Genomic DNA, 24,472 nt, shown 5'->3' on the forward strand with positions numbered 1-24,472 from the left:
ACGGTGAGCTTTTTTAAAAAATTAAAAGAAAAAATCGCAAAACAAGCAGATACAGTAACGGAAAAGTTTAAACGTGGTTTAGAAAAAACGCGCGACTCTTTCGCAGGAAAAGTAAACGATCTAATCGCGCGTTATCGAAAAGTAGATGAAGAGTTTTTTGAGGAGCTAGAAGAAATTTTAATCGCCTCAGACGTTGGTGTCGCAACGGTCATGGATTTTATCGATGAGTTAAAAATGGAAGTGAAACGTCGCAACATTCAAGACCCGAAAGAAATGTATAGCGTCATTTCCGAAAAATTGATTGACATTTACGAAGCAAGCGGCAATGAAACGACAGAACTAAACATTCAACCAAACGGCTTGACGGTCATTTTATTTGTCGGTGTCAACGGCGTCGGAAAAACGACGACGATCGGGAAACTCGCGTACAAATTAAAAAGCGAAGGAAAAAAAGTGATGCTTGCCGCTGGCGATACGTTCCGGGCAGGTGCAATTGAACAGCTTGAAGTATGGGGCGAGCGCGTTGGTGTGGAAGTCATTAAACAGTCTGCTGGCTCTGATCCAGCGGCGGTGATGTATGATGCGATTCAAGCAGCCAAATCGCGCAACGTTGACATTTTGTTGTGTGATACAGCTGGCCGCTTACAAAACAAAGTGAATTTAATGAAAGAACTTGAAAAAGTGAAACGTGTCATTGAACGAGAAGTGCCGGGCGCACCGCACGAAGTATTGCTCGTATTGGATGCAACGACAGGGCAAAATGCGATGAGCCAAGCAAAAACATTTAAAGAAGCAACGAATGTCACCGGCATTGTGCTTACGAAACTGGATGGAACAGCAAAAGGCGGCATCGTATTAGCGATCCGCCATGAGTTAAACATTCCGGTGAAATTTGTCGGTTTAGGAGAGAAAATGGACGATTTAGAGCCGTTTAACGCCGAACAATTCGTGTATGGGTTATTTGCATCGTTTATGGAACGAGAAGAGGCGCAAGGAGAATAACTTGACAGCATCGGTTAAAACATATACACTAAATTCATGTAAAGGCGTTTCACTTAACAGGGGGGAGTTTCATGCTAGAAAAAACAACGAGAATGAACTATTTATACGACTTTTACCAATCGTTGTTGACGCCGAAGCAACGAAACTATATGTCCCTTTACTATTTAGACGATTACTCCCTCGGTGAAATTGCCGAAGAGTACGAAGTGAGTCGTCAAGCTGTATACGATAACATTAAACGGACGGAAGCGATGCTAGAAGATTATGAGCAAAAGCTATTGCTCTTTCAAAAGTTTCAACAACGTCACAAACTATTGCACCGATTAAAAACGCATATAGCTGAACGCTATCCGAACGATGAGGAGCTGATGAGGCTCGTTATGGAGTTGGAGAAATTAGAGTAGGGGGCGGTAACGATGGCATTTGAAGGATTGGCCGACCGTCTGCAACATGTCATGAATAAAATTCGTGGCAAAGGCAAAGTCACGGAAGCCGATGTAAAAGAAATGATGCGTGAAGTGCGGCTCGCGCTATTAGAAGCGGATGTCAATTTTAAAGTCGTCAAAGACTTCGTGAAAAAAGTAAGCGAACGAGCTGTCGGGCAAGAAGTAATGAAAAGTTTGACCCCAGGACAGCAAGTCATTAAAGTCGTAAAAGAAGAATTGACGGAGCTGATGGGGGGAGAAAATAGCAAAATCGCTGTAGCGAGCCGCCCGCCAACTGTCGTCATGATGGTCGGTTTGCAAGGGGCGGGAAAAACGACAACAACGGGAAAATTAGCGAATTTATTACGTAAAAAACATAATCGTAAACCGTTGCTTGTCGCAGCTGACATTTATCGGCCGGCAGCGATTAAACAGCTTGAGACGTTAGGGAAGCAGTTGGACATCCCTGTGTTTTCGCTCGGCGATCAAGTGAGCCCGGTGGAAATTGCGAAACAAGCGATCGTAAAAGCAAAAGAAGAGCATTATGATTACGTATTAATCGATACGGCCGGACGCTTGCACATTGACGAAGCGCTCATGGACGAACTAAAGCAAATTAAAGAAGTGACGAAACCTGATGAAATTTTTCTCGTTGTCGATGCGATGACGGGACAAGATGCGGTCAATGTCGCGCAAAGCTTTAACGAACAACTTGGACTGACGGGCGTCATTTTGACGAAGCTTGATGGTGATACGCGAGGCGGGGCAGCCTTATCGATTAAAGCGGTCACAAATACGCCAATTAAGTTTGTCGGTATGGGCGAAAAGCTCGATGCGCTTGAGCCGTTTCATCCGGAGCGGATGGCGTCGCGCATTTTAGGTATGGGGGACGTGTTGACGCTCATTGAAAAAGCGCAAACGGCCGTCGATGAAGAAAAGGCAAAAGAGCTCGAACAAAAAATGCGTACCGCATCATTTACACTTGACGACTTTTTAGAACAGCTTGGGCAAGTGCGCAAACTCGGTCCGCTCGATGAACTTTTAAAAATGTTGCCGGGCGCTAACAAAGTGAAAGGTTTAAACAACTTACAAATTGACGAAAAGCAAATTAGCCGCGTCGAAGCGATTATTCGTTCGATGACAAAAGAAGAAAAAATGAACCCAGACATCATTAACTCTAGTCGCAAAAAGCGAATTGCAAAAGGGAGCGGAACGACGGTTCAAGACGTCAACCGCTTATTGAAACAGTTTGACGAGATGAAAAAGATGATGAAAATGATGACAACCATGCCAAAGGGGAAAAAGAAAGGGTTCCGTTTCCCGTTCATGTAAACAAAATAACAGTGTTAAGAAAAAACACTTTACAAACAAAACGTTTATTGCTAATATACTATCTTGTGTGAAATATTTTCGGAGGTGCTATAATCATGGCAGTAAAAATTCGTTTAAAACGTATGGGTGCAAAAAAATCACCATTTTATCGTATCGTTGTTGCAGACTCTCGTTCTCCACGTGACGGTCGTTTCATCGAAACAATCGGCACATACAATCCGTTAACAGAGCCTGCAGAAATTAAAATTAATGAAGAGCTTGCATTAAAATGGTTGCAAAACGGCGCAAAACCATCTGACACAGTGCGCAACTTGCTTTCAAAACAAGGAATTTTAGAAAAATTCCACAACTTAAAGTACGGAAAGTAATATATGAAAACGTTGCTTGAGACGATCGTTCGGTCACTTGTCGATCATCCAGAATGCGTCGTCATTCGCGAAACAGAACAACAACAATCGATCACATATGCGATTGCCCTTCATCACGAAGACGTTGGGAAAGTGATCGGAAAAAACGGGCGAATGATTCAAGCCATTCGCACCGTTGTTCAAGCAGCCAATGAGTCAAAGAAGCGAATAGACGTACGCATCGAAGAGTAAGGGAGAGGGAAGACACCTCCCCTTTTTTCGTTCAGAAAGGCGGTGCGCCATGAAAATCATTCAAAAAGTGGAAGTGAGACAGCGATTAACTGAGAACAGTAAGCAGCAACTCATTCAACAATTTATGCAACAAAAACAACAACTGGAACAACAATGTGAGCAGCTCATCTTTGAACAAAAACGAATGGAAAAGCACACTTCGTTTTCACAAAAACAAATTAAAGAAAAATTTGGACGAGAAATGCAAGTTCGCCGCCAAAAAATAGCGGAACTTGATTTCCTTCTTGAACAATTGCGCATATTACCGATAGGAAGTGAAATAAAAGAAAGAGATGTCGAGGCGATCATCGACGTCCAAATAGGGATGCGATGGGAATCTCCGAAAACGATTGTCATTGAAGATGGAATCGTTGTGGATATACGCGAGGGGTGATCGTTGTGAAATGGTTTCATGTCGGAAAAATTGTGAATACGCACGGTATTCGCGGTGAAGTGCGCGTTATTTCACGCACAGATTTTGCAGAAGAGCGGTATAAAATCGGGAATGTATTATATATTTTTATGGAAAATAAGCCACCGGTTGAAGTCAAAGTGGCGAGCCATCGAGTTCATAAGTCGTTCGATTTATTAACGTTCGAAGGATACGATAACATCAACTTAGTCGAACCATTTAAAGGGGCGATGATTAAAATACCAGAAACGCAATTGCAACCGCTTAACGAAGGAGAATATTATTTTCACGAAATTATCGGTTGCACAGTTGTGACCGAAGATGGTGAACCGATTGGCGAAATAAAAGAAATTTTAACGCCAGGTGCAAATGACGTATGGGTCGTCAAACGAAAAAAAGGCGGAGATGTGTTAATCCCTTACATTGATGATGTCGTCAAACAAGTCGATGTTGAAAATAAAACGATTACGATTCATGTGATGGAAGGATTGCTTGACGAATGAAAATCGATGTGCTCACCTTATTTCCAAATATGTTTACTGGCGTGTTGAACGAGTCGATTTTAAAACGTGCGCAAGAAAAAGGTGCCGTTACATTTCAGCTCGTTAACTTTCGCGAATTTGCCGATAATAAACATCAAACAGTGGACGACTACCCTTACGGCGGTGGGGCTGGCATGGTATTGAAGCCGCAACCGATTTTTGATGCGGTCGATCACTTAACGAAACAAAGCGACCATCGTCCGCGCATTGTTTTACTTTGTCCACAAGGCGAACGTTACACACAAAAAAAAGCAGAAGAACTTGCTAAAGAACAACATATCATTTTCATTTGTGGACATTATGAAGGGTACGACGAGCGTATTCGTGAGCATCTAGTAACCGACGAAATTTCTATTGGAGATTACGTCTTAACGGGCGGAGAACTGGCAGCAATGGTCGTCATTGACAGCGTCGTTCGTTTGCTTCCTGGCGTGCTTGGCAACGAGCATTCCTCTATGCTTGATTCTTATAGCTCTGGTTTGCTCGAACACCCACATTATACGCGCCCAGCCGATTTTCGTGGCATGAAAGTACCAGATGTCCTTCTTTCAGGTAATCACCGTTTAATTGAAGAGTGGCGTCAAAAAGAATCGTTGCGTCGCACATGGCTGCGCCGGCCAGATTTGCTCGAAACGTATGAACTAACGGAAAAACAAAAAAAATGGATTGAACAATGGGAAAAAAATGAGCGGTAACTCTTGCATCCTGTACATCTTTATGCTAGTATAAACGTTGTGACTTATGTCGCACGTAAAACGATGTTCCGCTGCTATGAACGATACACATAAGCATGAGCATCTGTTGGAAGGAGATGAATACGATGCATCATTTAATTCAAGAAATTACAAAAGAACAACTACGTAACGATCTTCCAGAATTTCGCCCTGGTGACACTGTACGCGTTCACGTGAAAGTTGTTGAAGGAAACCGTGAGCGTATCCAAGTATTCGAGGGCGTTGTAATCAAGCGTCGTGGTGGTGGAATTAGCGAAACATTTACAGTTCGTAAAGTGTCTTACGGTGTAGGTGTTGAGCGTACATTCCCATTACACACGCCGAAGATTGCAAAATTAGAAGTTGTTCGTCGCGGTAAAGTTCGTCGTGCGAAGTTGTACTACTTGCGTCAACTCCGCGGTAAAGCAGCACGCATCAAAGAAATCATCTAACAAAAGAAATGATTGCGAGGAGCTTGATCATCAAGCTCCTTTTTCAACATGTATCATATAGGTGGGAGAAGGATGGAAAAACAAAAGAATGAATGGTTTGAATGGGTGAAAGCAATTCTTATTGCAGTGGCGTTAGCAGGTGGCATTCGCTACTTCATTTTTGCTCCGATTATTGTCGAAGGGGAATCGATGATGCCGACGTTACACAATCAAGATCGGATGATTGTCAATAAAATGGCATACAAAATTGGCGAACCGAAACGGTTTGATATTATTGTGTTTCATGCCGAAGAAGGAAAAGATTATATTAAGCGCGTCATTGGATTGCCAGGCGACCGGATTGAATATAAAAATGATACGTTATATGTCAATGGAAAGCCGTATAAAGAGCCGTACTTAGATGAAGAGAAAAAACAACTATTTGACGGTCCGCTAACAGAGTCGTTTACTCTTGAAGAGCTATGGGGGGAAAAAACAGTCCCAGAAGGCCATTTATTCGTGCTCGGAGATAATCGTCGATATAGTAAAGATAGCCGCCATATCGGATTTATTCCGATGGAAAAAGTGGTAGGGAAAACGTCGGTCGTTTATTGGCCTCTTTCTGATGCGCGCATTGTTGAATAACATAACTAAAGTAGGTGGCAGCGATGACGATTCAATGGTTTCCCGGTCATATGGCGAAAGCAAAGCGGGAAGTAACAGAAAAATTAAAACTTATCGATATCGTATTTGAGCTAGTAGATGCCCGCATTCCTATTTCATCGCGCAATCCGTTAATTGATGAAATTGTGGCGAATAAACCGCGCATCATATTGTTAAACAAAGCGGATATGGCTGATCCCGATGTGACAAAACAATGGATCGACTTTTTCGCTGCACAGCAAATTGACGCCATTGCGATCGATTCGCAAAGCGGAACAGGCGTCAAGCAAATGGTAGCGGTCGCAAAAGAGAAGTTGCGCCCAAAATTTGAAAAAATGATAGCGAAGGGAATTAAACGTCCTCGGGCGATGCGTGCGCTTATTGTCGGCATTCCAAACGTCGGAAAATCAACGCTCATTAACCGACTCGCAGGAAAACATATTGCCAAAACAGGCGATACACCGGGAGTGACAAAAGCGCAACAATGGATTAAAGTCGGCAAAGAGCTCGAGCTACTTGATACGCCTGGAATTTTATGGCCGAAGTTTGAAGATGAAGAAGTCGGATACAAACTTGCAACGACGGGAGCGATTAAAGATACCATTTTAAACTTACAAGACGTTGCTGTGTATGCGTTACGTTTTTTATCTACTCATTATCCCGATCGTTTAAAAGAACGATATGCGCTTGCGGACATTCCAGAAGACATCGTCCAATTGTTTGATGACATCGGAAAAAAACGAGGATGTTTAGCCGCTGGTGGTGTCGTCGACTACGATAAAGTTGCTGAGCTTGTGTTGCGCGATATTCGTACAGAAAAATTAGGCCGACTTAGTTTTGATCGCCTGTAAGGTTCGCATAAGCGAGCCTTTATTTTTTTGTTTATTTGTCGATATAAGGGATAAGGGGTGATGACGGTGAATATACAAGAAATAAAAAAAAGACTACAAACGATTCACGATGAAACAGATGAATGGTTTCAAAAACTATTACACGATGAGCGAAAAGGCGTCCAGCGCCTCGTTCAACTATGGTATAAGCAAAAAGAAGAAGAAAAACGGGAACGCGAACGTTTTTTGCATATGTTGCAATATGAACAGGCGCTATACGACAAAGGAATCCGCTACATCGCGGGGGTAGATGAAGTAGGACGAGGGCCGCTTGCCGGTCCGGTTGTTGCTGCTGCGGTCATTTTGCCACAAGACGTGTTTCTTCCACATTTAGATGATTCAAAAAAGCTATCGGAAACGAAGCGAGAACAACTGTTTTCTGTCATTCAACAAACGGCGCTTGCGATCGGTATTGGCATCGTTAGCGCACACGAAATTGATGAGCTAAACATTTACGAAGCGACGAAAAAAGCGATGATGCAAGCTGTCCACGCGCTTGCGATCGCTCCCGAGCATTTGCTCATTGATGCGATGCACATTCCACTATCTATTCCACAAACATCGATCATTAAAGGGGATGCGCATAGCGTCTCCATTGCAGCAAGCTCCATTATCGCGAAAGTGACGCGCGATCGCATGATGAAACAGTTAGGTGAGAAATATCCACAATACGGATTTGAAAAGCATATGGGATACGGCACGAAAGAGCATTTACAAGCGATTGAACGATACGGAGTCATTGAAGAGCACCGTCGTTCGTTTGCGCCGATTCGCGAGCGATTAAAGCGGGGGAAATGAGATGAAACGAAAGCGTGCGGTTGCTTTGTCGTACGACGAACAACATATTGCACCAGTCGTTGTCGCCAAAGGAGAAGGGGCGGTTGCAGAACGCATTATTGAACGCGCGAAACAATACGACGTCCCCATTTATGAAGATGAAACGCTCGCGACGATGCTCGGTCAATTACAATTAAACGAAACGATTCCAGAAGAACTGTACAAAGTTGTTGCTGAAGTATTTGCATTTATTTATCAAGTCGAAAAAAAGGTGGAGGGGCGATGACAACGATCGCTTCTTTTTCTTTTGTTAAAGAATTTTCTGTCTAAATGGTAGACAACTGACAAAGTATCATTATACAATGAAAGCGCTAGTACTTTTATTTTTATACATAGGAGGATGGGGTATGAATATTCATGAGTATCAAGGAAAAGAGATCCTCAGAAGCTACGGAGTGAGCGTGCCGAACGGCCGTGTGGCGTTCACGGTTGAAGAAGCGGTTGAGGCGGCGAAAGAGCTCGGCAGTAGCGTTTGTGTCGTGAAAGCGCAAATTCATGCCGGCGGTCGCGGAAAAGCAGGGGGAGTAAAAGTCGCAAAAAGTTTAGAAGAAGTTCGTACATATGCGAGTGAGTTGTTAGGGAAAGTGCTTGTCACACATCAAACAGGTCCAGAAGGAAAAGAAGTAAAGCGCCTTTTAATTGAAGAAGGATGCGACATTAAAAAAGAATATTACATCGGGCTTGTTGTTGACCGTGCGACGTCCCGCGTAGTATTAATGGGATCAGAAGAAGGCGGAACAGAAATCGAAGAAGTGGCTGCAAAAACGCCAGAGAAAATTTTTAAAGAGTATATCGACCCAGCTGTCGGTCTACAAGCGTTCCAAGCGCGTCGTATGGCGTTTAACATCAATATTCCGAAAGAGCTTGTCAATCAGGCTGTAAAATTTATGTTAGGCTTATATCAAGTGTTCGTTGAAAAAGATTGCTCAATCGCTGAAATTAACCCGCTTGTCGTAACGGGTGATGGAAAAGTCATGGCTCTTGATGCGAAGCTTAACTTTGATTCAAACGCGCTATATCGTCATAAAGACATTTTAGAATACCGCGATTTAGACGAAGAAGATCCAAAAGAAATTGAAGCGTCAAAATACGATTTAAACTACATTTCGCTCGATGGGAACATCGGCTGCATGGTTAACGGTGCAGGCTTAGCGATGGCGACGATGGACATCATTAAATATTACGGTGGCGAGCCGGCAAACTTTTTAGATGTTGGTGGCGGTGCGACGACAGAAAAAGTAACAGAAGCGTTTAAAATCATTTTATCTGACCCGAACGTCAAAGGCATTTTCGTTAACATTTTTGGCGGCATTATGAAATGTGATGTCATCGCTAACGGAATTGTTGAGGCGACGAAGCAAGTTGGTTTAAATCTTCCGCTTGTCGTTCGTTTAGAAGGAACGAACGTTGAATTAGGGAAAAAGATTTTAGAAGAGTCCGGACTAAACATTACAGCGGCTGAATCGATGGCGGACGGCGCGCAAAAAATCGTTTCGCTAGTAAGCTAATAGAAGGGATGGGAGAAACGTGAGCGTTTTTGTTAATAAAGATACGAAAGTAATCGTGCAAGGAATTACAGGTTCACAAGGATTGTTCCATACGAAACAAATGATTGAATATGGTACAAACATCGTTGGTGGGGTAACACCAGGAAAAGGTGGCACAGAAGTTGAAGGCGTACCTGTGTTTGATACGGTTTCAGAAGCGGTTGAAAAAACAGGAGCGAACGCTTCAGTCATTTACGTTCCGCCAGCATTTGCGGCAGATGCTATTATGGAAGCAGTTGATGCAGAAATCGACTTAGTTGTTTGTATTACAGAAGGCATCCCTGTATTAGATATGGTCAAGGTGAAGCGCTACATGGAAGGTAAGAAAACGCGCTTAATCGGACCAAACTGCCCAGGCGTTATCACACCAGAAGAATGCAAAATTGGTATTATGCCAGGCTATATTCATAAAAAAGGGCATGTCGGCATCGTTTCACGCTCCGGTACGTTAACGTATGAAGCGGTTCACCAATTAACACAAGCAGGCATCGGGCAATCGACAGCGGTTGGGATTGGCGGTGACCCAGTCAATGGAACAAACTTCATCGACGTATTAAAGGCGTTTAACGAAGATGAAGACACATATGCGGTCATTATGATCGGGGAAATTGGTGGAACGGCAGAAGAAGAAGCGGCCGAATGGGTAAAAGCGAACATGACAAAACCGGTTGTCGGCTTTATCGGCGGACAAACAGCACCTCCAGGAAAGCGCATGGGACATGCTGGTGCGATCATTTCTGGCGGAAAAGGAACGGCGGAAGAAAAAATTAAAACGATGACAGCATGCGGCATTAAAGTCGCAGAAACGCCAGCAGTGATTGGCGAAACGCTCATCTCTGTATTAAAAGAACGCGGCTTATACGAAAAGTGTAAAACACATTAATAATCGCGAATCGTCCTAAGGCACAAACCTTAGGACGATTTTTATAAATAGGAGGGATATCATGTACGATACAACTCGCGAACGGCTCATCCATTTGCATCATTGTCGTGGCATCGGGTGGAAAAGTATCGCACGCTTGCTTCATGCAGACCCATCGCTAGCCTCTATTTTTCATCTTTCGTTACAACAACTTCAACGACTACTTCCGATCCCCCAAAAACATTTCACTGCTTTTTTCCATGATTTGCATTGTCACAAATTGAAACGTATGATAAAAACATATGAGGAACAAAACATTCATATTGTAACAATAAAAGATGATGGCTATCCGGAGTGGCTAAAACATATATATGATCCACCGTGGGTACTATATGCGAAAGGAAACGTAGCGTTGCTTAAGCGAAAAAAAATAATTAGCGTCGTAGGGACACGGACGCCAACGCGCCAAGGAATCGCAGCGATGCATATCGTCCTTCCACCCCTCATCCAAAACGGCTGGATCGTTGTGAGCGGACTAGCAAAAGGTATTGATGCTGAAGCACATCGTTTATGTTTACGGCATCATGGTGAAACAATTGCGGTCATTGCGGGCGGATTGTATTATATGTACCCACCTGAAAACGAATCATTATTTCGACAATTAGCGACAACGCAATTAATTATTTCAGAATATCCACCGTTCGTTCGCCCACAGACGTGGCATTTTCCGATGCGCAATCGCATCATTAGCGGTTTGTCGCTCGGTACGCTTGTTGTACAAGCAAAAGAGCGAAGCGGCTCGCTCATCACCGCTCATTTTGCGCTCCAGCAAGGAAGAGAAGTGTTTGCGATTCCCGGCGACATCACAACAAAAGAAGCGCTCGGGACTAATCGGTTGATTCAACAAGGAGCAAAATTAATATTGTCAAGTGAAGATATTGAAGAGGAATTTCGACATCTTTTTACATGAATGAAAGAAAAAATCGAAAAATGATGTTTGACAAATGAATACATCATCATTAATAATAATGAAGATTTTACTTTACGAATTACCTCTTGAGGGAGGGCAAAATAATGTCAGACTACTTAGTCATTGTAGAATCGCCAGCGAAGGCGAAAACGATTGAACGGTATTTAGGAAAAAAGTATAAAGTAAAAGCATCAATGGGTCATGTGCGCGATTTGCCAAAAAGTCAAATGGGCGTTGATATACAAAACGACTATGAGCCAAAGTATATTACGATTCGTGGAAAAGGCTCCGTGATTAAAGAGTTGAAGGCAGCAGCGAAAAAAGCAAAAAAAGTATTTCTTGCCGCCGACCCGGATCGTGAAGGGGAAGCGATCGCTTGGCATTTAGCACATGTACTTGATTTAAACATTGATTCACCATGTCGCGTCGTGTTTAACGAAATTACGAAAGATGCGATTAAACAGTCATTTGAGCAGCCGCGTGCCATCAATATGCATTTAGTTCATGCCCAGCAAGCGCGGCGTGTGCTCGATCGTCTCGTCGGCTACAATATTAGCCCGTTGCTTTGGAAAAAAGTAAAAAAAGGATTAAGTGCAGGGCGCGTGCAGTCTGTTGCCCTTCGCCTAATTATTGATCGCGAAAAAGAAATTCAATCATTCAAACCAGAAGAATATTGGACAATTCAAGGAACGTTTGTCAAAGGGAATGACATATTTGAAGCACAATTTTACCGACTTGATAGCGAAACGTTCGATTTAAAAACAGAGCAAGACGTACAACATGTGTTAAATCATATTCAAGGCAATGAATTTTTCGTTACAGCGGTAACGAAAAAAGAGCGAAAGCGCAATCCCGTCGCCCCGTTCATTACATCGTCATTGCAACAAGAGGCGGCGCGGAAATTAAATTTCCGCACGAAAAAAACGATGATGGTTGCACAGCAACTATATGAGGGGATTGACCTTGGAAGCGAGGGAACGGTCGGTTTAATTACATATATGCGTACAGACTCCACGCGCGTATCCGAAAGCGCTCAACAAGAGGCGGTACAGTATATTGAACAGACGTTCGGTACATCATATGTACCAACAGAAAAAAGAAAAGAAAAACAAAAAGCGAACGCTCAAGACGCGCACGAAGCGATTCGGCCAACGTCCGTCTGGCGTCATCCTAGCGCGATTAAGCCGCATGTCACACGCGATCAATATCAGCTATACAAACTCATTTGGGAGCGCTTTATCGCAAGCCAAATGGCGCCGGCTGTGCTCGACACAGTAGCGGTGGAACTATCAAACGGAACTGTCATCTTCCGTGCGACCGGTTCGACGGTTAAGTTTCCTGGCTTTATGAAAGTGTATGTAGAAGGAACGGACGACCCAAAAGACGAACAACAACGACTATTGCCAGACTTTGTTGAAGGAGAGCGCGTCTTTAGCAAAGATATCGAAGGAAAGCAACATTTCACGCAGCCTCCACCGCGCTATACGGAAGCTCGGCTCGTAAAAACGTTGGAAGAGCTCGGCATCGGTCGCCCATCGACGTACGCTCCAACGCTTGATACGATTCAAAAACGGAATTACGTCACGCTTGAAAATAAGCGATTTGTCCCGACTGAACTTGGTGAAATTGTACTAGATTTAATGATGCAATTTTTCCCAGAAATTTTAGACGTTGAATTTACAGCGAAAATGGAAAAAAATTTAGATGACATTGAAGATGGAAAAGTCGAATGGGTGCGCATCATCGATGAATTTTATCGCGAGTTTGAAAAACGGTTAAAAATTGCGGAAGTTGAAATGGAGAAAGTTGAAATAGCCGATGAATCAGCAGATGTCGATTGCGACGTATGTGGAAGCCCGATGGTGTACAAAATGGGGCGCTTCGGAAAGTTTATCGCCTGCTCAAACTTCCCACAATGTCGCAATACAAAAGCGATCGTCAAAGACATCGGAGTGAAATGTCCGCGTTGCCATGAAGGGAACATTGTGGAACGAAAAAGCAAAAAGAAACGAATGTTTTACGGCTGTGATCGTTTTCCGACGTGCGATTTCGTGTCATGGGATAAACCGATCAGTCGTCCGTGTCCGAAATGCGGTGGCATGCTTGTTGAGAAAAAAGGGAAAAAGAGCGTGCACATTCAATGCACGCAATGCGAATATAACGAACAACAGTAAGGTGAGGCGCATACCCTCACCCATTTTATCGAGGAGGGAATATGAATGGAAGTAACAGTAATTGGAGCAGGACTAGCAGGAAGCGAAGCGGCGTGGCAGCTAGCGAAGCGCGGCATTCGTGTCAAATTGTATGAAATGCGCCCGGTGAAACAAACCCCAGCGCATCATACCGACAAATTTGCTGAACTCGTATGCAGTAACTCGTTGCGTGCGAATACATTAACGAATGCAGTTGGCGTGTTAAAAGAAGAAATGCGTCGATTAGACTCTGTCATTATGAAAGCAGCAGACTCTTGTTCTGTCCCAGCCGGTGGGGCTTTAGCAGTAGATCGTCACGAATTTGCTGCAAAAGTAACAGAAATGGTGGCAAATCATCCGAATGTGACCGTTGTGCGTGAGGAAGTGACGTCGATTCCAACCGGTCCGACGATTATAGCAACCGGCCCGCTAACATCGCAACCGCTTTCGGAACAGCTTCAAGCGTTAACAGGAGAAGCATATTTATATTTTTACGATGCCGCTGCACCGATTGTTGAAAAAGAAAGCATTGATATGGAAAAAGTATATATAAAGTCTCGCTATGATAAAGGGGAAGCGGCGTATATTAACTGCCCGATGACAGAAGAGCAGTTTGAACGATTTTATGATGCGCTCATTTCTGCTGAAACAGTTCCTTTAAAAGAATTTGAAAAAGAAATTTATTTTGAAGGATGTATGCCCATTGAAGTGATGGCACGACGCGGGAAAAAGACGTTGCTGTTTGGTCCGATGAAGCCCGTCGGTTTAGAAGACCCACGTACAGGGAAACGTCCTTTTGCCGTCGTCCAGCTTCGTCAAGATGATGCCGCTGGAACGTTATACAATATTGTCGGTTTCCAAACGCATTTAAAATGGGGGGCACAAAAAGAAGTCATTCGCCTCATTCCAGGGCTTGAACAAGCTGAAATTGTGCGATATGGTGTGATGCATCGCAATACGTTTATTAATTCGCCGAAATTATTAAAACCGACGTATCAATATAAAGAGAGGGAAGATTTATTTTTCGCAGGACAAATGACCGGTGTTGAAGGATATGTTGAGTCGGCAGCATCAGGACTTGTGGCGGGGATTAATGCCGCACATTATGTGCTCGGGAAAGAACTGATCGTATTTCCACAGGAAACAGCAATCGGCAGCATGGCGCATTACATTACGTCAGCGAACCCAAAACATTTTCAGCCGATGAATGCCAATTTCGGCTTATTTGCCCCGCTTGATGAGCCGATTAAAGACAAAAAGAAAAAAAATGAACGGTATGCAGAACGGGCGTTAGAAACAATTCAGAATTTTTTAAAAAAGTTGTGAAATTCATTGCAAGAGCTGCTAAATTATGCTACTATTTAGTAGCTCTTGTGAGGTGATCGAATGGAAAATGTGAATTTTACGTTACATTTGTTTATTGAATATTTACAAATAGAAAAAAATTATTCAGAATATACAATTGCGTGTTATAAGCATGATATTGGCGAATTTTTCGAATTTATGGAGCGCGAACAAGTCAAACGATTGCAAGACGTCTCTTACAGCGACGTTCGCCTGTTTTTAACGGAGCTTCATAAGCGGAAGCAATCTAGCCGTTCGATTGCCCGAAAAATGTCGAGTTTGCGCAGTTTTTATAAATTTTTAGTGCGTGAAAAAATCGTTTTTGAAAATCCGTTTGCCCTTGCTTCGTTGCCGAAGAAAGAACAGAAAATTCCACATTTTTTGTACCAAGACGAATTAGAACAGCTGTTTGTTGTTAATGATTTAAATACAGCGATCGGTCAACGAAACCAAGCCATCATCGAGCTGTTGTACGCAACGGGTGTACGGGTAAGTGAATGTTGTAACATTCGCTTATCACACATTGATTTTTCTGTATGCACCATTTTAATTTACGGAAAGGGAAATAAACAGCGATATGTCCCGTTCGGTACGTACGCCAAAGAAGCGCTCGAACGATATATACAAGACGGACGTCAGCAACTAATAAGCAAAGCAAAAGTGCCGACGGATGTGCTTTTTTTAAATGCGCGCGGTGGCGCGTTAACACCAAGAGGGGTGCGTCATATTTTAAATGACATCGTCGAACGAGCGGCACTTTCTTTGAAAGTAAGTCCCCATGTGTTTCGACATACATTTGCGACCCATTTGTTAAACGAAGGCGCTGATTTACGTTCTGTGCAGGAATTGTTAGGTCATGCACATCTTTCATCAACGCAAGTGTATACACATGTAACGAAAGATCATTTGCGCTACGTTTATTTACATTCCCATCCGCGGGCATAAAAAGGAGGATGTTTATGAGTCAATTTCATGCGACGACGATATTTGCGATTCGCCATCAAGGAAAAGGAGCGATGGCAGGCGATGGTCAAGTGACGTTCGGCAATGCTGTCGTGATGAAACATACCGCCCGGAAAATTCGTAAACTTTTTCATGGCAACGTGTTAGCTGGTTTTGCAGGAGCAGTGGCGGATGCGTTTACGCTGTTTGAAATGTTTGAAGGGAAGTTAGAAGAATATAACGGAAATTTACAGCGTGCTGCGGTTGAATTGGCGAAAGAATGGCGGAGCGACAAAGTGTTGCGCCGATTAGAAGCGATGTTGATCGTCATGGACGCCACGCATTTACTCCTCATTTCCGGAACGGGAGAAGTGATCGAACCGGATGATGGTATATTAGCGATCGGCTCAGGGGGCAACTATGCGCTAGCGGCAGGGAGAGCGTTAAAGGCGTATGCGGGTGAGCATTTAACAGCGAAGCAAATTGCAGAAGCTGCATTAAAAGTGGCGAGCGATATTTGCGTATACACAAACGATTGCATTATTGTCGAAGAGCTGTAAGGGGGGAGCGGCATGTTAACGCCAAAACAAATTGTTGAAAAGCTTGATCAGTTTATCGTCGGTCAGCATGAAGCAAAAAAAGCGGTGGCCATTGCGCTGAGAAATCGCTACCGTCGCAGTTTATTAGATGAAAAATTGCGCGATGAAGTCGTGCCGAAAAACATTTTAATGATTGGACCGACGGGCGTAGGAAAAACGGAAATTGCGCGGCGATTAGCGAAACTTGTTGGCGCTCCATTCGTAAAAGTAGAGGCAACAAAATTTACGGAAGTCGGTTATGTTGGTCGCGACGTTGAATCGATGGTACGCGATCTCGTTGAAACGTCTGTGCGCATCGTCAAAGAGAAAAAAATGAACGAAGTAAAAGATCGCGCGCAAGAGTTGGCGAATAAGCGTCTTGTTGAATTGCTCGTGCCTGGAAAAGCGAAGCAGCCGATGAAAAATCCGTTTGAACTTTTGTTTGGTGGTACGCAAGAGCAGGTGGATGGCGGGCACGAAGAACAGCATATTGCTGAGAAGCGGAGACAAATCGCTTGGAAACTAGCAAACGGTGAGCTGGAGGATGAATTGGTCACCGTGGAAATTGAAGAACAACAACCGCTCATGTTTGATTTATTTCAAGGCGCTGGCATCGAGCAAATGGGCGTCAATATGCAAGATATGCTCAGTAGCTTTATGCCGAAAAAACGAAAAAAACGAAAATTAAAAGTGAAAGAAGCCCGTCATGTACTAGCAAACGAAGAAGCGCAAAAGCTTATTGACATGGATGAAGTGACGCAAGAAGCGATTCGATTAGCTGAACAATCAGGCATTATTTTTATTGATGAAATTGATAAAATTGCGCGAAAAGGGCAAGCTGGTTCATCAGCTGACGTTTCGCGTGAAGGTGTGCAGCGCGACATTTTGCCGATTGTTGAAGGTTCAACCGTCATGACGAAATATGGACCAGTTAAAACGGACTACATATTATTTATTGCGGCCGGGGCGTTTCATATGGCGAAACCGTCTGATTTAATTCCAGAATTGCAAGGACGTTTTCCGATTCGCGTAGAATTGACGAAGCTTACCGTCGATGATTTTGTCAAAATATTAGTCGAACCAAATAACGCGCTGTTAAAACAATATGTTGCTTTACTTGCGACAGAAGGTATACAACTTGAATTTTCTGACGATGCTATTCGTAAAATTGCCGAAGTTGCTTTTGAAGTCAATCAACAAACAGATAACATTGGCGCGCGCCGTCTTCATACGATTATGGAAAAACTGTTAGAAGATTTATTGTACGAAGCACCAGATGTACATCTTGAAAAAATTGTTATCACCCCGCAGTATGTGGAGCAAAAACTCGGAAATATTGTGCGGAATAAAGATTTAAGTCAGTTTATTTTATAAGGAGGATGCAATATGAATTTACTTGAAAAAACAAGAAAAATTAATGCGATGTTACAAAACGCAGCTGGAAAACCAGTAAACTTTAAAGAAATGGCAGAGACGCTTTGCGAAGTCATCGAAGCAAACGTTTTCGTTGTTAGCCGTCGGGGCAAATTGCTCGGATTTGCGATTAAACAAACGATTGAAAACGAACGAATGAAAAAAATGTTAGCGGATCGTCAATTCCCAGAAGAATATACAAAAAATTTATTTAACATTACAGAAACGTCGCCAAACCTTGATATTCATAGCGAGTATACGGCATTTCCTGTCGAAAATAAAGATTTATTTAAAAACGGGCTAACGACGATCGTGCCGATTATCGGTGGCGGTGAACGTCTAGGAACGCTCATTTTATCTCGCTTAGATAAAGAATTTCACGATGACGATTTAATTTTAGCAGAATACGGAGCAACGGTTGTCGGAATGGAAATTTTGCGTGAAAAAGCGGAAGAAATTGAAGAAGAAGCGCGCAGCAAAGCTGTTGTTCAAATGGCAATTAGCTCGCTTTCGTATAGTGAATTAGAAGCAATTGAGCATATTTTTGAAGAGTTAGATGGGACAGAAGGATTGCTTGTTGCAAGTAAAATTGCTGACCGCGTCGGTATTACACGTTCAGTCATTGTTAATGCGCTTCGCAAACTAGAAAGTGCCGGAGTTATTGAATCTCGTTCGCTTGGAATGAAAGGAACGTACATTAAAGTATTAAACGATAAGTTTTTAACAGAACTTGAAAAATTAAAACATCATTAAAAACAAGAAGGCATCTTTGCAAGAAAGATGCCTCTTTTGTTAAAGTATGTGAAAAATAGTCCAATGTTCCCTATGTACATATTGGAAATAATTTTTTACAATAAAGGTGTCGAACGGTGTCTTCACAAGGAGGAATATGTCGTGAAATTGTTTTCGAATACAATACAAATATTAGAACAAGGGTTAAATTATTCATCGTTGAAACAAAAAGTAATCGCCAACAACATTGCGAATGTCGATACACCGAATTTTAAAGCGAAAGACGTTCAATTTCGAACGGAATTCCATCAAGCATTGCAAGCGTACCGCACCGATCCACGCCATTTTGAGTTTAAAGGCGGAACAAGCAAATTTCTCGTGACAACTAAAAACGATCTCGTTTACACTCATAATAACAATAATGTCGATTTAGATAAAGAAATGTCGGATTTAGCGCAAAACCAAATTTATTACAACGCGTTAGTTGAACGGTTGAATGGAAAGTTTAACTCTTTGAAAACGGTCATTAAGGGAGGAAAATAATATATGTTTCAAAGTTTCAATGTATCCGCCTCTGCGTTAACAGCTCAGCGGTTACGCATGGATGTCATTTCTGCAAATATGGCAAACGTCGATACGACGCGGGCGAAAATGGTCGATGGGAAATGGCAGCCATATCGTCGCAAAATGGTTGTCATGCAACCAAACGAATCGTTTTCCTCTTTTTTAAACAAAGCGATGAACGAGCGGTCAGCAGGTGGAGTAAAGGTAACGAAAATTGTTGAGGATCAAACGCCATTTAAACTTGTCTATGACCCATCTCATCCGGATGCAGATGAAAACGGATATGTGCAGCTACCAAATGTTGATCCGTTAAAAGAAATGGTCGATTTAATGAGCGCCACACGCTCGTATGAAGCGAATGTGACGGTGTTAAACGCAACGAAAGGAATGTTAATGAAGGCGTTAGAAATCGGGAAATAGGGGGAATAAGCGATGATTGATCGCATCCAACGTACAGTTTTATCACCAGCTGTACAGCAGCAATCGATAAAGCCCGCGGAAGCACAACGGGCGTTTTCTCAATTTTTAAAAGAAGCGATTAACGAAGTAAATAAACAGCAAATGGAATCGGATCAGTTGACAACGAAGTTAGTAAAAGGAGAAAACGTTGATTTGCACAATGTGATGATCGCTTCACAAAAAGCAAGTGTGTCGCTTCAATTAGCAATTGAAGTGCGTAATAAAGTGATCGAAGCATATCAAGAAGTGATGAGAATGCAAGTATAGACCTCATGAGATAGCGGAGGAAGCATATGAACGAGCGATTAAAACAAGCGATAGAACGATTAAAATTGTTTTGGAGCGAGAGAACAAAACAACAAAAAATGATGGCTTTAGGTCTTGTGGGATTGTTGGTTGTTGCCGTTGCGCTTACCGCTTTTTTGGCGACGCGAACGAATTTTGTTCCTCTCTACAGCAATTTATCGCCGCAAGAAGCGGGACAAATTAAGGCAACGCTTGATCAGCGCGGTATTCAGTCGCAAGTTGCCGATAACGGCACGACCATTTTAGTGCCCGAACAGCTTGTCAATACGTTAAAAGTCGAACTAGCCGCTGAAGGCATTCCCGATAGCGGAAGCATCGATTATTCGTTTTTCGGAAAAAACTCTGGTTTCGGCATGACAGATAACGAATTTAACGTATTAAAAATTGAGGCGATGCAAACCGAACTTGCCAATTTAATAAAAAGTATCGACGGGGTAGAAGACGCAAAGGTGATGATTAATCTACCCCAGCCGACGATCTTTGTTGGCGACCAACAGGAAGAGGCATCTGCATCGATCGTTTTGAAAACAAAGGCAGGGTATAAATTTAATGAGCAGCAAATTAAATCATTATACCACCTTGTTTCCAAAAGCGTACCGAACCTTCCTACTGAAAATATCGTCATTATGAATCAATATTTTGAGTACTTTGATTTAAAAAATGAAGAAAATTTTTCGTCTGGCAAAACATTTGCTGAACAATATGAAGTGAAACAACAAATTGAACGCGACATTCAACGTCGCGTCCAACAAATGTTAGGAACGATGATGGGACAAGATAAAGTCGTCGTTTCTGTCACAGCAGACGTTGATTTCACGCAAGAAAATCGCCAAGAAGAGCTTGTTGAGCCAGTAGATAAAGAAAATATGGAAGGCATCGCTGTAAGCGTACAGCGCATTACAGAGACGTTTTCCGGTCAAGGGGCTCAACCAGGCGGCACAGCGGGCGTAGGGGAAAACGAGGTGCCAGGGTATGAAGGAGCAAATGGCGAGACAAACGGGGATTATGAGCGAATTGAGGAAACGATTAATAACGAGGTTAATAGAATAAAAAAGGAAATTGTTGCAAGTCCTTATAAAGTAAAAGATTTAGGCATTCAAGTGATGGTTGAACCGCCAAAACCTAATGATCCGAATTCGCTGCCTGCGCAAACGGTAGATGATATTACAAAAATTTTAGGAACGATTGTGCGTACGTCAGTCGACAAAGAAGTTGCGGGACAATGGACGGACAACGATTTGCAAAATCGCGTCGTCGTTTCTGTACAACCGTTTAACGGAAAAGTGCAGTTTGACGAAGAAACTACAACGATTCCGACATGGGCATATATAGCTGGTGGCGGAGCGCTTATTTTGCTTCTTGCTTTGATCGTCTTTTTATGGTTGCGCAAACGCAAGAAAGAAGAAATGGACGAACAACCAGTGCAAGAACAACAAGTGGCAGTAGAAATTCCAGACGTCAACGAAGAAGTCGAAACAGAATCCACATTGCGTCGCAAGCAACTTGAAAAACTCGCAAAAGAAAAACCAGAAGAATTTGCGAAATTGCTAAGAACATGGCTTGCAGAGGAATAAAGGAGGGGATTGTATGGCAAAAAAAGGCGAACTAACAGGAAAACAAAAAGCGGCCATCCTCCTCATTTCGTTAGGTCCTGACGTGTCAGCATCCGTATATAAACATTTATCTGAAGAAGAAATTGAAAAGCTAACGCTTGAAATTTCTAACGTTCGTCAAGTTGATGCTGAGAAAAAAGAAACGATTTTAGAAGAGTTTCATCAAATCGCCTTAGCGCAAGACTACATTTCACAAGGCGGTATTGCTTATGCGAAACAAGTGCTTGAAAAAGCGCTCGGTCCAGAGCAAGCGATGAACATTATTAATCGTTTAACGTCTGCCTTGCAAGTGCGTCCGTTTGATTTTGCACGGAAAGCCGATCCGGCGCAAATTTTAAACTTTTTACAAAACGAACATCCACAAACGATTGCACTCGTACTTTCGTATTTAGACCCTGCTCAAGCCGGCCAAATTTTATCTGCGCTTCCACAAGAAATGCAAGCGGATATCGCTCGCCGCATTGCCCTTATGGACCGCACATCGCCGGAAATGATTAATGAAGTCGAACAAGTGCTTGAACGGAAACTATCGACGACAGTTGTACAAGATTACACGCAAACTGGCGGCATTGAAGCTGTTGTTGAAGTGTTGAACGGTGTCGATCGCGCAACCGAGCGCGCCATTTTAGATGCCCTTGAAATTCAAGATCCAGAGCTAGCAGAAGAAATTAAAAAGCGCATGTTTGTATTTGAAGATATCGTTACGCTTGATAATCGTGCGATTCAACGCGTTATTCGCGAAGTGGACAATGCAGACTTGTTGCTTGCGTTGAAAGTGTCTAGCGATGAGGTGAAGGAAGTTATATTCCGCAACATGTCTTCTCGTATGGCGGAAACGTTCAAAGAAGAAATGGAGTTTATGGGTCCTGTTCGCCTTCGCGACGTAGAAGAAGCGCAATCGCGTATTGTTGCAGTCATTCGTCGTCTCGAAGAAGCGGGTGAAATTGTCGTCGCTCGTGGCGGAGGAGATGATATTATTGTCTAAAGTTATTAAAGCCCCTTTTGCTCGCACGTGTACCGAGCAACAGGCGGTCATTCAAGTGAGAAAAGTATGGTCTGACGTGCAGCAAGAAGAACATGAACAACCTGCCGAAACGATGATGCAACATGCACAAATGTTAATCGAGCAAGCCGAGCAACAAGCGGCAAATATTCGTCAAGAAGCGGACATGTATTACGCATCTGTCCAACAACAGATTGCAGAAGAACGGAGAAAATGGGAAGAAGAACGAAACGAATGGATAAACGAAGCGCGTCAAGAAGGATATGCGGTCGGTTTAGAACAAGGGCGCGAAGAAGGATTTCAACAGTACATGGAGGCAATTCGTGAAGCGAAGAAGATTGCACAATCCGCCAATGAACAGTTTTATCACATGTTGCAGTCGGCCGATGAAACGATTTTACTTGTTGCATGCAAAGTAGCGGAACGAATTATCGGTGAGCGTCTTGCTGAAAACAAAGAACATTTTCTTGGCCTTGTGAAACAAGTCATTCAAGAAGTTCGTGAACATGAAGAAGTGAAAATATACGTTCATCCGGCTTATTATGACGTTGTCGTTCGTCAAAAGGAGGAGTTAAAAGCATTATTTAGCCAAGACGTTCATTTGTTTATTTATCCTGATGAAACATTAGCTGAAACAAGTTGCATTGTCGAGTCGCCGTTTGGACGTATTGATGCAAGCGTTGACACGCAACTCGAGCAACTGAAGCAACAATTGCTCGAGCGGATCGAGGGGGCGGACGAATGAATTGGCAGGCACTTATCAATGAAATTGAGTTGCTCGATCCGTATAAGCGATTTGGCAAAGTGACGCGTGTGATCGGCTTAATGATTGAAGCAAAAGGACCAGAAAGTTCCATTGGAGATGTTTGCTATATTCATATTGGCCATAAAAAAAAGAAGAAAATTCAAGCGGAAGTCGTTGGATTTCGCGATGAATACGTACTATTAATGCCATATGCAACCGTTCAAGATATTGCCCCCGGTTGTATTGTAGAGGCAACGGGGGCTCCACTTGAAATAAAAGTCGGTTCAGCGCTTGTCGGACGTGTTATTGACGCATTAGGAGCCCCGCTTGACGGTCAACCGCTTCCAAAAGGATTGACGGCTGTTCCAATCGATCGCCAACCGCCCAATCCAATGACGCGTCCTCCGATTTCAGAGCCGATTGAAGTCGGGGTGAAAATGATCGATAGTTTATTAACGGTCGGAAAAGGGCAACGTGTCGGTATTTTTGCTGGTTCTGGCGTTGGAAAAAGTACGTTAATGGGGATGATTGCTCGCAATACAAATGCGGATTTAAACGTCATCGCACTCATCGGTGAACGCGGACGCGAAGTGCGAGAATTTATTGAACGCGATCTTGGTCCCGAAGGATTAAAACGCTCCATTGTCGTTGTTGCGACATCTGATCAGCCTGCCCTCATGCGCATCAAAGGAGCGTATACAGCGACAGCCATTGCGGAATATTTTCGCGATCAAGGACTTAACGTTATGCTGATGATGGACTCTGTCACGCGTGTGGCGATGGCGCAACGTGAAATTGGACTGGCGATCGGAGAACCGCCGACAACGAAAGGATATACGCCGTCCGTTTTTGCGATTTTACCAAAACTACTTGAACGGACAGGAACGAATGAACATGGGACGATTACCGCTTTTTATACGGTGCTCGTTGATGGCGATGATATGAACGAGCCGATTGCTGATACCGTTCGCGGCATTTTAGATGGTCATTTCGTATTAGAACGCCAACTAGCCAATAAGGGTCAATATCCAGCAATTAACGTATTAAAAAGTGTAAGCCGCGTCATGAACTACATTGTCACGCCAGAGCATCGAAAAGTGGCAGAAAAGTTGCGTGAGTTGTTGGCGACGTATGTGCAGTCTGAAGATTTAATTCAAATCGGTGCCTATAAACGAGGATCGTCGCGAGAAATCGACGAAGCGATCCGTTATTATCCGAAAATTATTTCGTTTTTAAAACAAGATGTTCATGAATGTTATACAATAAACGAAAGTGTTCAACAGTTGTTTCAACTTATCGAACAAGGGTGAATAGGCG

29 protein-coding genes are annotated in these 24,472 nt (G+C 43.0%); all 29 read left to right on the top strand.

Annotation, left to right across the window (positions count from 1 at the left end; translation table 11 throughout):
- Positions 1-3 precede the first annotated feature (3 nt).
- The 29 genes from ftsY (at position 4) to fliI (ending at position 24,465) form a co-directional block, all read left to right on the top strand.
- Positions 4-1,002, top strand: a complete 999-nt coding sequence (ftsY, locus tag NST18_RS05200) for a signal recognition particle-docking protein FtsY (protein ID WP_004891102.1) — start codon at positions 4-6, stop codon at positions 1,000-1,002.
- 71 nt (positions 1,003-1,073) lie between these two features.
- A complete protein-coding gene (locus NST18_RS05205) occupies positions 1,074-1,406 on the top strand; it encodes a putative DNA-binding protein (RefSeq protein ID WP_004891101.1) in 333 nt (110 codons plus the stop codon).
- A 12-nt stretch (positions 1,407-1,418) separates the two neighbouring features.
- Positions 1,419-2,759, top strand: coding sequence for a signal recognition particle protein (gene ffh, locus NST18_RS05210; RefSeq protein ID WP_004891100.1), 1,341 nt, complete (start codon positions 1,419-1,421; stop codon positions 2,757-2,759).
- Positions 2,760-2,854: 95 nt separating this feature from the next.
- Positions 2,855-3,127 (top strand): 30S ribosomal protein S16, encoded by a 273-nt coding sequence (gene rpsP / locus NST18_RS05215; RefSeq protein ID WP_004891099.1) that lies wholly within the window; start codon positions 2,855-2,857, stop codon positions 3,125-3,127.
- 3 nt (positions 3,128-3,130) lie between these two features.
- Entirely contained in the window at positions 3,131-3,358 is a 228-nt protein-coding gene (locus NST18_RS05220; RefSeq protein ID WP_004891098.1) for a KH domain-containing protein, read from the top strand.
- 49 nt (positions 3,359-3,407) lie between these two features.
- The gene (locus NST18_RS05225) at positions 3,408-3,791 is read left to right on the top strand and encodes a YlqD family protein (RefSeq protein ID WP_004891096.1); all 384 of its coding nucleotides are present in this window, start codon (positions 3,408-3,410) and stop codon (positions 3,789-3,791) included.
- Complete coding sequence (rimM, locus tag NST18_RS05230) at positions 3,791-4,312, top strand: ribosome maturation factor RimM (RefSeq protein WP_329403935.1); 522 nt, start codon at positions 3,791-3,793, stop codon at positions 4,310-4,312. Before NST18_RS05225 ends, rimM begins: the two co-directional genes overlap by 1 nt.
- Positions 4,309-5,046 carry a tRNA (guanosine(37)-N1)-methyltransferase TrmD gene (trmD, locus tag NST18_RS05235; RefSeq protein ID WP_004891093.1) on the top strand — a complete coding sequence of 246 codons (738 nt, stop codon included), beginning with the start codon at positions 4,309-4,311 and terminating at the stop codon, positions 5,044-5,046. The genes rimM and trmD overlap by 4 nt, the downstream gene beginning before the upstream one ends.
- A gap of 125 nt (positions 5,047-5,171) precedes the next feature.
- Positions 5,172-5,516, top strand: a complete 345-nt coding sequence (gene rplS / locus NST18_RS05240) for a 50S ribosomal protein L19 (RefSeq protein WP_003394943.1) — start codon at positions 5,172-5,174, stop codon at positions 5,514-5,516.
- A 72-nt stretch (positions 5,517-5,588) separates the two neighbouring features.
- Complete coding sequence (gene lepB / locus NST18_RS05245; RefSeq protein WP_004891091.1) at positions 5,589-6,140, top strand: signal peptidase I; 552 nt, start codon at positions 5,589-5,591, stop codon at positions 6,138-6,140.
- Positions 6,141-6,154: 14 nt separating this feature from the next.
- Entirely contained in the window at positions 6,155-7,009 is an 855-nt protein-coding gene (gene ylqF / locus NST18_RS05250; RefSeq protein ID WP_192948324.1) for a ribosome biogenesis GTPase YlqF, read from the top strand.
- Positions 7,010-7,066: 57 nt separating this feature from the next.
- Positions 7,067-7,846: a ribonuclease HII gene (locus tag NST18_RS05255; protein ID WP_004891089.1), complete on the top strand. Its 780-nt coding sequence runs from the start codon at positions 7,067-7,069 to the stop codon at positions 7,844-7,846.
- Position 7,847: 1 nt separating this feature from the next.
- Positions 7,848-8,111 carry an EscU/YscU/HrcU family type III secretion system export apparatus switch protein gene (locus tag NST18_RS05260; protein WP_004891086.1) on the top strand — a complete coding sequence of 88 codons (264 nt, stop codon included), beginning with the start codon at positions 7,848-7,850 and terminating at the stop codon, positions 8,109-8,111.
- A 121-nt stretch (positions 8,112-8,232) separates the two neighbouring features.
- Positions 8,233-9,393, top strand: coding sequence for an ADP-forming succinate--CoA ligase subunit beta (gene sucC, locus NST18_RS05265; RefSeq protein WP_004891085.1), 1,161 nt, complete (start codon positions 8,233-8,235; stop codon positions 9,391-9,393).
- 19 nt (positions 9,394-9,412) lie between these two features.
- Complete coding sequence (gene sucD, locus NST18_RS05270) at positions 9,413-10,315, top strand: succinate--CoA ligase subunit alpha (RefSeq protein ID WP_012575319.1); 903 nt, start codon at positions 9,413-9,415, stop codon at positions 10,313-10,315.
- Positions 10,316-10,376: 61 nt separating this feature from the next.
- Positions 10,377-11,264, top strand: a complete 888-nt coding sequence (dprA, locus tag NST18_RS05275; RefSeq protein ID WP_004891083.1) for a DNA-processing protein DprA — start codon at positions 10,377-10,379, stop codon at positions 11,262-11,264.
- Positions 11,265-11,368: 104 nt separating this feature from the next.
- Entirely contained in the window at positions 11,369-13,438 is a 2,070-nt protein-coding gene (gene topA, locus NST18_RS05280; RefSeq protein ID WP_064214143.1) for a type I DNA topoisomerase, read from the top strand.
- A gap of 45 nt (positions 13,439-13,483) precedes the next feature.
- Positions 13,484-14,782 carry an FADH(2)-oxidizing methylenetetrahydrofolate--tRNA-(uracil(54)-C(5))-methyltransferase TrmFO gene (trmFO, locus tag NST18_RS05285; RefSeq protein WP_064214144.1) on the top strand — a complete coding sequence of 433 codons (1,299 nt, stop codon included), beginning with the start codon at positions 13,484-13,486 and terminating at the stop codon, positions 14,780-14,782.
- A 60-nt stretch (positions 14,783-14,842) separates the two neighbouring features.
- Positions 14,843-15,745: a tyrosine recombinase XerC gene (gene xerC, locus NST18_RS05290; protein ID WP_004891079.1), complete on the top strand. Its 903-nt coding sequence runs from the start codon at positions 14,843-14,845 to the stop codon at positions 15,743-15,745.
- Between the two features lie 8 nt (positions 15,746-15,753).
- On the top strand, positions 15,754-16,302 hold the full coding sequence (gene hslV, locus NST18_RS05295) for an ATP-dependent protease subunit HslV (protein ID WP_269767874.1): 549 nt from the start codon (positions 15,754-15,756) through the stop codon (positions 16,300-16,302).
- Positions 16,303-16,314: 12 nt separating this feature from the next.
- Positions 16,315-17,694: an HslU--HslV peptidase ATPase subunit gene (gene hslU / locus NST18_RS05300; protein WP_004891077.1), complete on the top strand. Its 1,380-nt coding sequence runs from the start codon at positions 16,315-16,317 to the stop codon at positions 17,692-17,694.
- 12 nt (positions 17,695-17,706) lie between these two features.
- Complete coding sequence (gene codY / locus NST18_RS05305; protein ID WP_004891076.1) at positions 17,707-18,486, top strand: GTP-sensing pleiotropic transcriptional regulator CodY; 780 nt, start codon at positions 17,707-17,709, stop codon at positions 18,484-18,486.
- 141 nt (positions 18,487-18,627) lie between these two features.
- A complete protein-coding gene (gene flgB, locus NST18_RS05310; protein ID WP_004891075.1) occupies positions 18,628-19,008 on the top strand; it encodes a flagellar basal body rod protein FlgB in 381 nt (126 codons plus the stop codon).
- A gap of 3 nt (positions 19,009-19,011) precedes the next feature.
- The gene (gene flgC, locus NST18_RS05315) at positions 19,012-19,449 is read left to right on the top strand and encodes a flagellar basal body rod protein FlgC (protein WP_004891074.1); all 438 of its coding nucleotides are present in this window, start codon (positions 19,012-19,014) and stop codon (positions 19,447-19,449) included.
- Positions 19,450-19,461: 12 nt separating this feature from the next.
- Positions 19,462-19,755, top strand: coding sequence for a flagellar hook-basal body complex protein FliE (fliE, locus tag NST18_RS05320; RefSeq protein WP_004891073.1), 294 nt, complete (start codon positions 19,462-19,464; stop codon positions 19,753-19,755).
- A 26-nt stretch (positions 19,756-19,781) separates the two neighbouring features.
- Positions 19,782-21,368 (top strand): flagellar basal-body MS-ring/collar protein FliF, encoded by a 1,587-nt coding sequence (gene fliF, locus NST18_RS05325; protein ID WP_004891071.1) that lies wholly within the window; start codon positions 19,782-19,784, stop codon positions 21,366-21,368.
- 13 nt (positions 21,369-21,381) lie between these two features.
- A complete protein-coding gene (gene fliG / locus NST18_RS05330) occupies positions 21,382-22,392 on the top strand; it encodes a flagellar motor switch protein FliG (RefSeq protein ID WP_064214146.1) in 1,011 nt (336 codons plus the stop codon).
- Positions 22,376-23,155 (top strand): flagellar assembly protein FliH, encoded by a 780-nt coding sequence (gene fliH, locus NST18_RS05335; RefSeq protein ID WP_064214147.1) that lies wholly within the window; start codon positions 22,376-22,378, stop codon positions 23,153-23,155. Before fliG ends, fliH begins: the two co-directional genes overlap by 17 nt.
- Entirely contained in the window at positions 23,152-24,465 is a 1,314-nt protein-coding gene (gene fliI / locus NST18_RS05340) for a flagellar protein export ATPase FliI (protein WP_004891067.1), read from the top strand. The genes fliH and fliI overlap by 4 nt, the downstream gene beginning before the upstream one ends.
- Positions 24,466-24,472: the final 7 nt, after the last annotated feature.

The sequence above is a fragment of the Anoxybacillus sp. FSL W8-0104 genome, assembly GCF_038004465.1.
GTDB classification, from domain to species: Bacteria; Bacillota; Bacilli; order Bacillales; family Anoxybacillaceae; genus Anoxybacillus; species Anoxybacillus flavithermus_G.